Genomic DNA, 14,166 nt, shown 5'->3' with positions numbered 1-14,166 from the left:
GTGCCTCTACCCCGCCTCCTCGCCTCGTCCCCGCGCACCGCGGGTCTCGCCCTGACCGCCTTGCTCTCCGTGTCGTGCGCGCCGGTCGTGACGCACACCACGCCCGTCCCGAGCGAGACACCACGGGCCACCATCGACGCGTCCACGACCGACTCGCGCGAGCAGGAGCTGGCGCGCGCCATGCCTCTCGCCGTGGGCACGCACCGTGGGCAGCTCACCAGCAGCAGCTCCGCGCAGGATGGCGGGCAGCGCTTCGACCTCTACCGCCTGACGCTGAGCCCGACGCGCGCCGTGCACATCCGCATGCGCTCCTCGCAGGTGGACTCCGTGCTCGAGCTGGTGGGTCCCGACGGCGTGCGCGTGGTGAACGACGACGCCTTCCCTGGGAACCTCGAGGCCGCGCTCGACGTGGTGGCCGAGGTGGAGGGTGAGTACCTGCTGCGCGCCACCACGGTGTCCGCAGGCGAGCTGGGCGCTTACGAGCTCGAGCTGCGCGAGGGCCCACCAGGCGGGCAGGGGGACGCCTACGTGCTCGGCACCGACGCGCCGTCGCTGCTGGGCAACCCGAACGTCGCAGGGCTGCCCGGGCGCGCGCTCCACTTCCGTGCCGAGGCCGGCGCGGTGCTGCGCGTGCGCGTGACGTCGACCGCGTTCGACACGGTGGCGACGGTCATCGCCCCGAACGGGCAGCGCTGGGTCAACGACGACGCGCAGGACGCCGGGCCCGACGGCACCGAGCGCGCGCTCGACAGCACCATCACGCTGGTCGCGCCGCAGACGGGCGCCTACCAGCTGGTGGTCACCAGCTACGGCAACCAGGGCGCCGGACCCTTCCGTGTGCGCAGCAGCGTGCGCCCACCGCCGCGCCTGCTGGCCGACGGTGGACGCCCCGATGGGGTGGCCGGACCCGAGGGCGGTGGCCGCGTGCTGGGCCTCTACGCGGGCATCACCCAGTACGGCGCGCGCGGCGACCTGTACGGCTGCGCCGACGACGCGCGCTTCCTCGCGCAGGCCTTCACCGCCAGCCACCTGCAGGGCCCCTCGGACTACGTGCTGCTCACCGACGGGCAGGTCACCCGTGACGCGTTCCTGAATGGCGCACGCGCGCTGGTGCAGCGGGCCCGCCCCGAGGACGTGGTGGTCATCTTCTACTCCGGGCACGGCGGCCAGACCGCGCGTCTCCCCGACTCGAAGCACGAGCTGGACGCGTTCGACGAGACCCTCATCCTCAGCGACGGTGAGTTGCGCGACGACGAGCTGGCCGCGGCGCTGAACGACCTGCGCGCGGGGACGCTGCTGGTGGCCCTCGACGCCTGCAACAGCGGCGGCTTCGCGGACGACCTGATCGACCGTCCGGGCCGCATCGGGATGTTCTCGTCCGAGGAGGACGCGCTGAGCGACGTGGCCCAGCCGCGCCTCGCCGGAGGCTACCTGTCCTGGTACCTGCGCCGCGGGGTCCTGGGCGAAGCGGACGCGCGCCCCTCGGACGGAGTCCTCTTCGCGGGCGAGCTGAGCGACTACGTCCACGCGGGCTTCGCGCTGGACCACGACCTCATGAACCCGGCCGAGGCCATGGACGCGGGGCAGCACGTGGTGATCCGGCGCGGCAGCGTCGCCTGGGGCCAGGTGCTGTGGGCCTATCCCCGCACGGCCGGTGGCGAGCGCATCCCGATGCCCAACCTGCCCCTGACCAGTGCGGGCAGCCTCGCCAGCTCACTGGGGCTCACCACGCAGAAGTAGTCGGAACTGGCTCGTTCACTCACCGGGCGGAGGCGGCGCCCAGGTGTGCGACTCGGGGGGCAGCGTGGGGCGCTCGCGGCTCTCGGTGCTGCCGATGAACGGGAACGCCTGCTGCTTGAGGAACCCCACCGGGATGTAGTCGCCGATCACGCCGTAGCGGTCGGGCCACACGCGGTCCGCCGTGACCGCCGTGCCGAACAGGTAGTCCAAGAACGCGAAGTGCGCGGCGTAGTTCTTGTCCACGGCCTCGGTGTCGCGCGAGTGGTGCCAGTGGTGGAAGTTCGGGGTCACCAGGATGTAGCGCAGTGGCCCGAGCCGGACGTTGACGTTGCAGTGGTTGAACACTGCCTGGAAGCCCACGATGATGACGTAGGCGTCGATCACGCGCTGCGAGAAGCCCAGCAGGAAGATGGGCGACAGCACCAGGATGCGCGTGGCGATCAGCTCGAGGATGTGCTGCCGCGAGCCGGCCAGCCAGTCCATGTCCTTGGCGCTGTGATGCACGGCGTGGAAGCGCCAGAGGAAGCCCACCTCGTGGTAGGCGCGGTGCGCGCCGTACTGCATGAGGTCCGCCACCAGCACCACCAGGAACAGCTGCAGCACGAACGGCAGGCCGTTGATGAACGCCTGCACGCCGTCGTTGGCCGCCCAGCCCAGCCCGCCGTGCACGACGCGGTTGGTCACCAGCAGCACGAAGCCGACCACCAGGTGGTTGAAGAAGAAGTGGGTCAGGTCGTTCTGCCACTCGGCGCGGAACACCGGCTGGTCACGGCGCAGCGGGCGGACCTTCTCGATCAGCACGAACACGATGGTCGAGCCCAGCAGGTCGAGGATGAGGAAGTCGAGCCCCAGGTACGGCGTGTTGTCCGGGAAGTCCGGGATGGGCGTGGTGGGGCCGCCGAGCAGCTGGGCCACCACCAGGATGCCGAAGGTCCACGCGGCGAGCCAGCGCGTGCGGCCGAGCACGCCGTTCACGATGGAGATGCTGCCCGCGAGCACCATGCCCCCCGCCATGAGGTAGCGCAGCGTGGTCACGTCGTAGACCGCGCGGAACTCGGGTGTGGACAGATAGGCCGGGAAGCGGAAGCCGATGACCCCGAGCAGGCTGAGCACCGCGAGCGAAAACGCGATGACGCCCGACACCAGGCCACGCCCGGTCTGGAGCGCGCCGTGGGCCGACGCGAGGCTCGAGATGCCCGTGAGCCCGCCGTCGCTGACGCTCGAGGCCGCACCGTCCGTGGGGCGCTCGCCAGCTGCGCTTCCGCCCGAGCCCGCGTGACCGGCCCCTTCCGCCGTGGCGGGGGGCGACGTGTCCTCGTCCTGCTCGTGTTCGGTGCTCACGGGCGCCTCGCCTCAGCCCGCTGCGTCGAGCTGCTTCTGGTTGTACTCGAACTCTTCGCGCATGCCCTTCTCGGACTGCTCCTCGACGTACGCCTCGATCTTCTTGCCGATGAGGGGCACCTTGGCCGTGCCCTTGAAGTCCACGGTGTAGGTGCAGCCGCTGGCCGCCGGCGCGATGGTGATGGTGCCGTGGAGCTCGGTGGGTGTGCCCTGCACGTCCACGTCCAGCTTGCCGACCCGCTTGTCGCCCTCGCTGCGCCAGGCCTTCTTGTCCACGACCGTGTTGGTCGGGTTGAAGAGCTTCTTCATGAACGCCGGCACGTCGGCGGTGACGAGGCGCGTGTTGCTGACGGTCTTGGTCCCACCTGCCTCGTTGACGTCGATGCGGATGTCGCGGTCGCCGAACGCCTCGGAGCGCTTGCGCACGGCGTCAGGGTCGCTGACGAAGGCGTACACGGTCTCGACGTCTTGCTTGAACTTGAAGGTCACACTGGCCACGTTGGTCTCTCTCGCTGGGATGGTGGGGGCCGCGCCCGCGGGCGCACGGCCCGCGATGCTACTCTTCCTGTGCGCCGCCGCGCCAGCGCTTCTACTCGCGCGTGGCTTCGGGGGTGTTCGCCGTCGCCACGATGCGCCCACGCACACCATGAGACGAGCGCTTGGGCACGAAGAACCCCATCCCGGTTCGCGGTCGAGGACCTCGCGAGCGGCGCCGACCGTTCGTCGATCCGAACGCACCCAACCTCGGCTACAGTCCGGCCATGAGCGGTTGGGGAGCAAAGCAGGTCGTCATCGCCGTGGTCTTCACCTCCACGGTCTGCGTTGGCGTCGTGGGCGCGGTCTGGTGGCAGCTACGGGATGCTGGGATGTCACTCGTGCCGACGGCGGCACCCGCGGGGCAGAACCCGGACGCACCGGGTTGGCTTCAAGCCCCGCCCCCGGGAGCCTACGTCGTGCTGCCTCCATGGCCTGCGCCCGAGTCCCTGCCGCTGGTCGGAGGCGAGGGCACGGATGCGTTTGGCTACCCGCTGCAGCGGGTGGACTCCATCGGCCTCCAAGCGCTGTTGCGGCTGCGTCGCTTCGATGAACTCGAGCGCCATCTGGCGGCCATCGACGCAGCATATCGTGAGGACGCGCGCAAGGAGCGCTGGCTGGCCGATGCGAAGGACGCCTTCAGGAGCTCGGACCCCCGCCTGACCGAACCGCTGGATGCCTGGGTGCAGGCACGTCCAGACTTCGCTGGCGCGCTCCTCGCGCGCGCGGCGCATCGTCAGGCGCTCGCGTGGCGTCACCGGGGCGCGGGGTTCGAGAACACGGTGTCGGACGAACAGCGGGCGAGCTTCCAGCGCATTCTCCAGGGAGCCCGCGCCGACTACGAGGCTGGGGCCGCTCGCGACGCGTTCAACGTGCAAGCCTGGCTCGGGCTGTACTCCGTGGCGCGTGAGCAGGGAGACGTGGCGGCCGCGGCCTCTGCACTCGCTCGTGCCAAGCTGGAGTGCCCGCACTGCTTGACTCCCTACGAGACCGAGATGCGCTTCCTCGCGCCCCGCTGGGGGGGCTCGTACGCGGCGATGGATGCGCTCGTGCGGACTGCGCGCGAGCACCTGGCCGACAACCCGGCGTTGGCGCTCCTGGCCGGCTTCGCGGACGCGGACCGTTGCGCGGTGGCAACACGTGCCCAGGAGCACGAGCGCGCGCTTTCGGCGTGCAACGAAGCCCTCGCCGTGGGTGAGCATGCGTACTTCTTCAACACCCGCGCGGATCTGTATCTGGGCATGGGACGCTACTCCGAAGCGCTCGCGGATGCGGACGCGACGTTGCGGTTGAAGCCGCAGAGTGATCTGGGCCTTCACGCACGCTACATGGCGCTGGCAGCGCTCGACGACCCCGAGCGCGCGGTGGAGGCGGCCACCACCTTCCTTTACCTCGACCCTGCTAGCGCACGAGCCCACGACGTGGCCTCTCACGCGGCACAGTGCCTCGCTGCATGGGCGCACGGGTTGCCCCGCGACCAACGCGCTCGCGCGCTTCGTCTCCTGGACGCAGCGCTGATGTTCGAACCGAACAACCGGGCAGCGGAGCGGCTGCACACTTGGTGGGTCTATCAGCTCATCAGCCCAGACGACCCCGAGCGACCGACGCTCGAGCATCTCGCGGCGCGGGTCGAGGCGGAGCCCGACAGCTACGAGGCCGCGCGCGACTACGACACGGCGCTGATCGGGCTGCGCCGTCTGCCGGAGATCGTGGCGCTGTGGGACGCGTACATCGCCCGCCATCCCGCGGACGGCCGCGCGTATCGTGAGCGTGGTGGGACGCGCCACCACCTCGGCGATCACGCGGCTTCTCGCGCAGACTTCCAGCGTGGCTGCGAGCTCGGGGACGGGCTCGCGTGTCGGCTCGCGCATGATTGACGGCCGGACTCTCCAGCCGCATCGCCACCCCCACCACCGTCCCGCGGCGCGACCCCCGCGCTCGCCGCATCACTTCACGGCGGCGGCCTCGTCGACCTCGCCCGGGGCCGACGGCGCCCCGAGGGCGGACGTCCTGCCGGCACCCTCGGGGCTGGGGACGTCGTCGCCAGAGGTGGGCGGAGTGGCGCTGCCCGGGGGGCCGGCGTCGGGTGTCGCCGTCGGCTCGAGGTCGCTCGGCTGGTCGCAGGCCACTGCGCGCCGGAAGCCCAGCACGCTCCACGTCGGCGCCTGGGCGAGGCACACCCGCAGCGCCTCGGTCGTGCTGCCCGCCCGGAACTGGAACGCGTCCAGCGTGGCGGTCTCGCCGGACTGCGTCACGTGCCCAGGGCACAGGATGTCCTTGACGGACATGCCCGCCGTGCCTCCGAACCCGTTCTCGAGGACGTGCAGCTCCGCCAGGCCGCAGGCGGTCACGCGGTCCAGGGTGGGCTGCGCCCGTGGCCCCGCGAGCTGAGCGCGCAGCCGCTCCACCCGTTCTTCGTGCGCCCGCTGCTCGAGCACGAATGTCGTGTAGGCACCCACCGACGCGAGCAGCCCGAGCACGGAGATGACCAGCGCCACCATGGCCCGCGTGGGTAGCACGAGCCCGTGCTCGCGCGCGATGGAGCGCACCCGGAAGAACAACACGATGGAGGCGATCGAGGCCGGGAAGCAGCAGCACAGGCTGCCCATCAGGCTCGTCACCAGCGCGTAGGTGGCGTTCTGGTCCAGCACGGTCGATGCCTGGTTCTTCTGGCCGGCCGCTTTGTGCAGGTCGAAGGCGTGCTGCTGGAGCTCTCGCTGTCGCGCGTGCTCTGCGTCGCGGCGCTGCATCTCCAGCCCGTAGGCGGTGACCGTTCCACAGTAGAGGCACTGTCGCGCAGAGGAGTCCAACCCCGCGCCGCAAGAGGTGCAATTCGACATGACCCCGAGAGACTACCAGCCCTGACCGCGCTGCACAGGTCGTGTCAGGCGCCAGCAGCGGCAAGCCGCGTCTCGACCTCGGCCAAGGTTTTGGGGTCCAGCGTGAGCGGCTCTGCCTTGGCGATCCCGTCCACGAGCAGGGAGAGGTGTTTCACGTCACGTGGCCCGATGCACACGCTGGCCACGCGCGGGTGCGAGAGGGCGAAGCGCAGCGCGAGCGCCGCCAAGTTTGGGATGTGGGTGGCCTGCTTGCGGTAGTCGTCCGTGTGTCGATTGACGAGGTCACCGAGCGCGCGGGCGTGGTAGAGGCGCGAGCGCAGCGCCTCTTCGCTCCAACGGTCGCGTCGGTGGTCTCCGGGCGGGTAGACGTGCCCCGCGGGCACACGCGCCGCGAGCACCCCGTGCAGCAGCGCGGAGTGGGCGAGCACGCAGCGTGGGCTCTCACCCTCCACCTCGGGGAAGGCCTCGTCCAGCTCGCGCACCGCGTGTGTCTGTACCGCGTTGTAGGGCATCGCCGCGCAGGCGAAGCCCTGCTCGAGCGCGGTCAGCGCGATGGCGCCGCTCGTCGTGCTGAGGCCGATGGCGTTCACCAACCCCTCGCTGCGCAGCGCGTCGAGGTCCTGCATGGTCTCACCGCGCTCCACCAGCGCTCGCGGGGGCGCGTGAAGCAGCAGCATGTCCACCCGGGCGACCCCCAGCTGCGTCAACGCGCGCTCGACGCTTCGCCGCAACGCCTTCAGTCCGAAGTCCACGTCCATGGGCTTGTTGAGGTTCCGGCTTGGCTCGCGGCCCGCGCGCAGGAAGAAGAAGCACGACGCGATGTCGGGCCCGAGGGCTTCGGCGATGAGCCGCATGGCGCGCTCGCCGTCCCACAGGAGCGCAAGGTCGAAGCTGCGCAGCCCGAGTCGAAAGGCTTCCTGTACGAGGCCCTGGAACGCGTCGTCGCCGAGCACGTCCTGGTAGGCGTCGGTCATGACCCCCCAGGTGCCGAGGGTGAGCGGTGTGGGCTGCGTGCTGCAGCCGCGGAGCGCAACGCGCGCTGCGTAGGGAGGGGTCATCGAGGGGGCTCAGCCTGCCATGGAGAACACGTATTGGGCGATGCCGAAGTAGACCATCAGGCCCAGCACGTCCACCACCGAGGCGATGAAGGGCGTGGACGACACGGCGGGGTCGAACCCCAGGCGCTTGATGATCAGCGGGAGGACGGCGCCCACCACGGCGCTCATCAAGACGATGACGAGGATGCTGCCCGACACCACGGTGGCGAGCGCCCATGGCGCCACGGTTTCGCCAGCGACGTAGCCACGCAGCAGCCCCATGGCGCCGAGCACCAGCCCCAGCAGAGAGCCAACGCTCAGCTCGCGCGCGACGACGCGCAGCCAGTCGGTGGCCTCGACCTCGCTCACCGCCAGCGCGCGGATGATCAGCGTCGACGACTGCGAGCCCACGTTGCCCCCCGACGAGATGATGAGCGGGATGAACAGGGCGAGCTCCATGGTGCGCTGCAGGGTCAGCTGGTTGACCTCCATCACCGTGGCGGTCAGCAGCTGCCCCAGGAAGAGCAGCACCAGCCAGACACCGCGCTTCCAGACGAACTCGAGCAGGCCCGTCGCGAAGTACGAGTCCTCGAGCGGCATCACGCCGGCCATCATCTGCGCGTCCTCCGTGGCCTCCTCGATCACGACGTCCACCACGTCGTCGACCGTGACCATGCCGAGCAGCGCGAAGTCGGAGTCCACCACCGGGACCGCGCTGAGGTCGTAGCGGGCGATGATGTCGGCGACCTTCTCCTGGTCGTCCAGCGGCCCCACGTGCACGACCTTCTCGGTCATCACGTGCTCCAGCTCGTGGCCGGGGTCGCCCAGGATCAGGTCGCGCAGCGACACCACGCCCAGCAGCTTCTCGCCGTAGCCGCAGACGTAGACGTAATAGATGGACTCGACCTCGCCCTCGGCGGCCGCGCGCCGTACGGCCTCGATGGCCTCCCACACCTTCGTCTGCGGTGGTAGCGCGACGTACTCCGTGGTCATCAGACCGCCGGCCGTCTCGGGCCCGTAGAGCACCAGCTCGCGCGCCTCGTCCGCGGCCTCCACGTCGAAGCGCTCGAGCTCGTCCAGCAGCGGCGCGCGCTCCTTGTCTTCGAGCTCCTGGAGGACGTCGACGAGGTCGTCCGGGTCCATCTCGCTGAGCACCTGCGCGCCGTCCGTGGGCGAGATGGCGCGCAGGAACGAGACCTGGTGCTCCGGGCTGATGCGCTCCATCACGCTGGCGGCCAACTCCGGCGTCAGCACCTGCATGAGCGCCACGCGGTCGGTGGGCTCCAGGTCGTCCAGGATCTCCGCGATGTCCTCGGCGTGGAACTCCCCCAATGCGTCCCGCAGCGACTCGGGGTCACTCTCGAGGACGGCCCGGAGGTCCGGGCCCAGCAGCGAGGACAGACGCATGCCGGACTCCTACCACAAAGCGGTTGCGCCGCATCCTCGCGCGCGTCACGGGGGGAGCGCGTCGTCCGCCGCCAACACCCGGCGCGCCCGCTCGCGCGGGATGTCTTCGTCGAGCTCGTCCTCCCAGCCCGCGTAGTGCACCCGCAGCTGCCCGTCGGGATGCACCTCGAGCACCACCGCGCGGTGGTACGCGTCGCGCCACAGGACGTCGAGTACGTCCCCTGGATACACGGGCGAGGCCTCTGTCACGGGGGCACCATGGGCGTCCACAGGGCCTCGAGAGGCGCGGATGGCGGCTTCCGAGATGCGCACGTCGGCCTCGTCGACCTCACTGTCGAAGGCTTCGCTCCAGCCGACGTAGTGGACGGCCAGGCTCCCGTCGCCGTAGTGCGTCTTGCACACAGCCCGGTAGAAGCTCTCGTTCCACTGCACCTCCAGCTCGGTGCCGGGGGGGATACGGAGCCCCGTCGGGACCGAGAGCCCCGTCGGTGTGATGGGACCGCGCTCGGAGAGCGGGCTGCTCTCGCCGGCCGGGACGACCTCCGGCACACCCAAGCCCCACGCACCCATGCCCACCCCGACGGCGCTCGCGGCCATCACGAGCCCCGCGAACAGCTTGGGCGACAGCGCCTTGTTCGTCGCCCGTCGCGCGCGCACTCGGGCGACGTTGACGATCTCGTCCAGCTCTGCTGGCCACCCGTCGTAGCGCACTTGCCAGATGTCCTCGGCGACCACGCGCTGGACACGAGCGGGCCACCAGCGCTCGCCCCACAGCACCAGCACCTCGTCCTGCTCGCGGAACTCGGCGGTGGGATTCTCCGGCGGGGGAGGTGCGGTCGAGGCGCGGTGCTCGTGCTGACACTCCGCGCACACCAATCGGCCGGGCTCTGGCTCCGTGGCCAGCGCCAGCTCGGCGCCACAGGCTGCACACACCAGGGGTCGCATCAGACTGCGTGCTCGGAGTTGTCCAGCGTGCGCACGCCCCGCCGCATCTTTTGGTCCTGGGCGGCCTCGCGCAGCTTCTCGTACAGCGCCAGCACGTCGGTCTTGATGCCCTCGATGCGCATTTCCGGGTTGGTGCGGTCGATGGAGGTGAGCGCGATGTTGCCGGTGCCCATCAGCCGCTGCCCGAACGGGCGCTCCACGACGAAGTCGTTGATGCGGTAGGTGTCCACCTGGTCCATGCGCTTGGACAGGATGCCGTGCTCCAGGATGATGCGCTGGGTGGTGATGCGGTAGTGCACCTGCCGCGAGCGATACCACAGGAACGGCAGCGCCAGACCCAGCGTCAGGATAGCGACGAGCGCTGCGAGCGCGCTGGGCAGCAGCGCCGGGTGGCCGCTGAAGAGGGTCTGCTCGGGGGGCTGCGTCTCCGTCGTCATGGGCTCGTAGTATGCCTGAGCGTGGCCGCGTCGCGAAACCCCGCTCGCGGCATGATCAAGCCACGCCGGGCCCCTGGCGCGGGAGCAGGCGCCGCGCTGTGGCCTCCCACGCCGCGAATGCACGCCCGCTCTTGCGTCGTGGGTATGCACGATACAGCGCGTCCGCCGCGCCCAACGTCGCCAGCGTCGGGACGACGACCCGCGCCAGCGCTGGTCGCTGCACGAGCTGCCTTCCGGCGCGGAGCGCCTCCCGCGGAGCGAGCGCGCCTCGGCGTTGATCGAGCCCCGGGCGCACGAGCGACGGCGAGAAGATCCCCAGCGCGAACAACGCCTCGATCCCCTCCGACCCCAGCGCGCAGCTCATCCTGCGGACCGCATCGTAGGCCGCGAGGGTGCCGCCGAACGCGCGCAGGAAGTGGGCCTGATAGCGCCACAGGGCGTCTGGCGCTCCCGGGTCCGACGCGCCGCCCACGGCCTCCGCCAGCATCTTGCCCGCGATCAGTCCAAACCCGATACCGCTGCCGTGGCCCGTCATGACCTGGCCCGCCGCGTCGCCCACGAGCGCGACGCCGGGGGCGGTGAAGCGGTCGTAGACACGCCGGAGCGGGATGGCGCCGCCTCCCCCGAACAGCGGCTCTCCCATCCACGGGTGCGCTGCCCGCACGCGCCGCACGAGCGCCGCGGCGCTCGGAGCGCCCCCGGCCGGGATGGAGCCTGCGAGCACCGAGACGTGCTCGAACGAGGGGTCCACGCCGACGTTCACCGTGGAGTAGCCGCCCGCGGTCGCGAGCCAGGAGACCACGTCCCCCGGGGCTGCGGCGTGTTCGCGCAGGAACGCGCGGGCCCCGTCGGCGTCGTCGATGCGCAGCATGAGCTGCTGCGCCGCGCACAGGTCCGCAGGCGCGCAGGGAGGGCAGGCGCGAGACAGCTCCGGGACCTGCGAGCGCAGCACGCCTCGGAGCCCGGCCGCGTCCACGAACAGTGCCGCTTCGAGCACGAGTCGGCGGTCGCCTTGGCGCGCGGAGAGCTCCACCGGGCGCTTGCCTCGGAGCGTGATTGACGGATCGCGGACCTCCCAGCGCACGTCCACGCCGGCCGCGAGCGCGCGGGCCAGGAGGTGCTCGACCAAGGCGCGCATGTCCGCCTCGATGATGGGGTTGTCCGCGATGGTGAAGCGGTGTCGCCCCGTGGGGCTCACCAGGTGGGAGGCGCCGACGCGCGGATGGCCGTCGATCCAGCGCGTGTCGAGCCCAGCGCGGGCCAGCTGCCAGGCCAACACGCCATTGCACCAGCGCGCCCCGCTGTGTCCCTCGCGACGCTTCTCCAGCACTACGACGCGCAGCCCTTGGGACGCGAGCTCGGCGGCGGCGTGGAGGCCAGCCGTGCCGCCGCCCACCACCACCACGTCGAAGGTCTCTCGCACGGTCGTCGTCATCGTGGCGGGAGTGTAGCCGGTCCGCAGCGATCGCGACCCACGACGAGGGGGTTCAAACGGTGCCGCTCGCTCGCACGGTCGCATGTCGTGCCGAGGCCTCACCCGATGGCTCCTGCTTGCCGCCAGCGGGTCGTTCGCGCTGCCTCCGGTCGTCAGCGCACAGGCTGGCAGACCTCGCGCGCTGGGTCGGCGCTGGGCGGCTCGGCGGCCGGACGGGCGCGTCGCGCGGTGGGGACGGTGGCGAACGGGGAGGCTCGCGACGTGCTTCGCCCGCACGGTCCTGAGCGCTCTCTCGGGTCGGCGTGGACCTCACACGCTTCTCACGCGCGTCGTTTCACAGGCGAGCCCCCGCGGTCTGCTCCGTAGCTTGGGGCCTATGCGCACACTCCATCTCTTTCGCCGCCAGCCCGTGGCGATCCTCGCCACCGCTCTCGCTCTCGCCCTCTCGTTCGTGGGGTGCGGTGGCAGCGAGAGCCCTCCCGTCACGGCGGACGTGGGCCCCGAGCCCGACCGCACGCCGCCCACCGTCGAGTTCACCTTCCCTGCGCTCAGCGGGTTCACGCAGCACGGCACCTTCACGTTCCGCGGCGTCGCTGGTGACGACGTCGCGCTCGCGTCCGTGGAGGTCGATGGTCAGCCGGTCACCACCACCGACGGGTACGCGAGCTGGACCATCGCCGTGGACACCTCGGACGGCGGGGGCGTCTTCGAGGTGGTCGCGACCGACACCTCCGGCAACGAGGCGCGGGACACACGGTCCATCGTGCTCCACCACGACCTGGCCAGCCCGCGTGGCTTCCACTACGACTCCGCGCGCGACGAGCTCCACTACGTCGACGGCGGAAACCTACGCCTCGCGGTGGCCAACCTGAGCGCGCTCACCGTCAGCCCCGGCGCCGACGTCTCCGTGTTCGGGACGGGGGCGCGCGCGGTCCAGGGTGCGGTCCTGGACGCGAGCGGCCGCGTGCTCGTCGGCGCGCGTGAGCCCGGAAGCCTGGGCTCCCGTGGGGTCTACGCCCTCGACCCTGCCACCCAGACGTGGTCGCCGCTGTCTACGGCCGCGACCCACCCCGCCGCCCCCGTCATCGAAGACCCCATCCACCTGACCCTCGACAACGTCGCCGGGCGCCTCTTCGTGATCGACGCCGCAGGGCCCGCCATCGTCGTGGTCGACCTCGCGACCGGGGACCGTCAGATGCTCTCGTCGTCCAGCGTCCCCGACGCGCTCACGGCCTTCGTCGCTCCTCAGGCGGCCCAGCTCACGGCCGACGGGGACACCCTGTACGTGACGGACCAGACGCTGGGTCTCGTGGCGGTGGACACGTCCACCGGCGCACGCCGGCTCGTCAGCGGCGCGGGTCAGGGACAAGGCGATCCGTTGGTGGGCGTCACCGCACTGGCCCTCGACGAAGCTGGCGGCCGCGCCTTCGTGTTCGACCGAGCCAACACCTCCGCGGGCTTCCCCATCGTGGCCATCGATCTCGCGACGGGCGACCGCAGCGTCTTCTCCTCCAACCCTGCGGACGTCAACCTCGCCACCTACTTCGCCAGCGCGCTGTTCCTCGACGCGACGCGTGAGCGCTTGGTCGTGAGCGACCTCGCCCGGGGCCTGCTCTCGGTCTCCACGTTCGACGCGCAGCGCACCCGGCACATGGGCGGCGAGTTCCCCCGTGGCGACACCCCACGGTTCGTGTCGGACGCGGTCTTCGTCGGCGACACGGTGGTGGGCGTGCTCCCGGAGGGGATCCTCACGTTCTCGCCCTCGGGGAAGGTGTTCACCCCGCACTCGGAGCAGCTCATGACCGTGACGCCCGTGCCCGGGGAGCGGGCGGTGATCGCTGCGGACCAGACGCTGGCCGGGAGGCTCTACCGCGTGGACGTGGACACGCACACCGCGACGCTGGTCAGCGAGGGGGTCGACCTGTACCAGCCGCAGGGGCTCGCCTACGACGCGGATGCAGGCGCCGTCCACGTGCTGACACGGAGTGCACTCGTCACCGTGGACCTCGCGACCGGGGACCAGCTGGTGCGCTCCAGCGCGAGCGTCCCAGATGGCACGAACGCGTTCAACAACGCCTGTGGCTTGGTCCACGACCGTGCGCGGGGCCGCTTCTTGGTCGGCTCCTACAACTTCGACGCGTTGGTCGCAGTCGACGAGGCCAGCGGAGCGCGCACCCTCGTCTCGCCCCATGACATGTCGGGCGGTCTCCAGTCCGTGCTCAGCGGGCCTGCGCTTTGGGACGGACGCCTGTTCACCCTCGACAACCTCCGCGACGTGGTCGAGATCGACCTCACGACGGGCGCGCGCAGCCTCGCCTTCGAGGCGGTCAGCGGCCGCGACGCCCGCTACCTCCACGCTGACGAAGGGCGCCTCCTGCTCGTGGACTACCGTGGCTTCTTGTTCGAGCTGGACCCGGTCACCGGAGAGCGGGCCGGGATCCACCGCTGAG

11 protein-coding genes are annotated in these 14,166 nt (G+C 71.0%); 3 read left to right on the top strand and 8 right to left on the bottom strand.

Annotated elements, in window-relative coordinates:
• Positions 1-1,740, top strand: coding sequence for a caspase family protein (locus tag H6726_17155; protein ID MCB9659375.1), 1,740 nt, complete (start codon positions 1-3; stop codon positions 1,738-1,740).
• Positions 1,741-1,755: 15 nt separating this feature from the next.
• Here H6726_17155 and H6726_17150 read toward each other — a convergent pair whose 3' ends face one another.
• Positions 1,756-2,934, bottom strand: coding sequence for a sterol desaturase family protein (locus H6726_17150; protein MCB9659374.1), 1,179 nt, complete (start codon positions 2,932-2,934; stop codon positions 1,756-1,758).
• 159 nt (positions 2,935-3,093) lie between these two features.
• On the bottom strand, positions 3,094-3,570 hold the full coding sequence (locus H6726_17145) for a DUF2505 domain-containing protein (GenBank protein MCB9659373.1): 477 nt from the start codon (positions 3,568-3,570) through the stop codon (positions 3,094-3,096).
• A 272-nt stretch (positions 3,571-3,842) separates the two neighbouring features.
• On the opposite strand from H6726_17145, the gene H6726_17140 reads away from it, so the two are divergent.
• Positions 3,843-5,492: a DUF4034 domain-containing protein gene (locus H6726_17140; GenBank protein MCB9659372.1), complete on the top strand. Its 1,650-nt coding sequence runs from the start codon at positions 3,843-3,845 to the stop codon at positions 5,490-5,492.
• Positions 5,493-5,561: 69 nt separating this feature from the next.
• Here the strand turns inward: H6726_17140 and H6726_17135 are convergent, their stop codons facing one another.
• From H6726_17135 to H6726_17110, 6 genes are read right to left on the bottom strand one after another with little or no spacing between them, the layout of a single operon-like run.
• On the bottom strand, positions 5,562-6,455 hold the full coding sequence (locus tag H6726_17135; GenBank protein ID MCB9659371.1) for a hypothetical protein: 894 nt from the start codon (positions 6,453-6,455) through the stop codon (positions 5,562-5,564).
• Between the two features lie 44 nt (positions 6,456-6,499).
• A complete protein-coding gene (locus H6726_17130; protein MCB9659370.1) occupies positions 6,500-7,513 on the bottom strand; it encodes an aldo/keto reductase in 1,014 nt (337 codons plus the stop codon).
• A 9-nt stretch (positions 7,514-7,522) separates the two neighbouring features.
• Complete coding sequence (gene mgtE / locus H6726_17125) at positions 7,523-8,899, bottom strand: magnesium transporter (protein MCB9659369.1); 1,377 nt, start codon at positions 8,897-8,899, stop codon at positions 7,523-7,525.
• Between the two features lie 45 nt (positions 8,900-8,944).
• Positions 8,945-9,844, bottom strand: a complete 900-nt coding sequence (locus H6726_17120) for a hypothetical protein (protein ID MCB9659368.1) — start codon at positions 9,842-9,844, stop codon at positions 8,945-8,947.
• On the bottom strand, positions 9,844-10,281 hold the full coding sequence (locus H6726_17115) for a PH domain-containing protein (protein ID MCB9659367.1): 438 nt from the start codon (positions 10,279-10,281) through the stop codon (positions 9,844-9,846). The genes H6726_17120 and H6726_17115 overlap by 1 nt, the downstream gene beginning before the upstream one ends.
• A gap of 55 nt (positions 10,282-10,336) precedes the next feature.
• The gene (locus tag H6726_17110) at positions 10,337-11,800 is read right to left on the bottom strand and encodes an NAD(P)/FAD-dependent oxidoreductase (GenBank protein ID MCB9659366.1); all 1,464 of its coding nucleotides are present in this window, start codon (positions 11,798-11,800) and stop codon (positions 10,337-10,339) included.
• Positions 11,801-12,092: 292 nt separating this feature from the next.
• Here H6726_17110 and H6726_17105 point away from each other — a divergent pair, with 292 nt between their 5' ends.
• Positions 12,093-14,165, top strand: coding sequence for a PQQ-binding-like beta-propeller repeat protein (locus H6726_17105; GenBank protein ID MCB9659365.1), 2,073 nt, complete (start codon positions 12,093-12,095; stop codon positions 14,163-14,165).
• Position 14,166 lies beyond the last annotated feature (1 nt).

Source organism: Sandaracinaceae bacterium, from assembly GCA_020633055.1.
GTDB lineage: Bacteria > Myxococcota_A > Polyangia > Polyangiales > Houyiibacteriaceae > JADJJE01.
The sequence above is the reverse complement of the archived record's forward strand: the minus strand, read 5'-3'. Positions and strand labels throughout refer to the sequence as shown.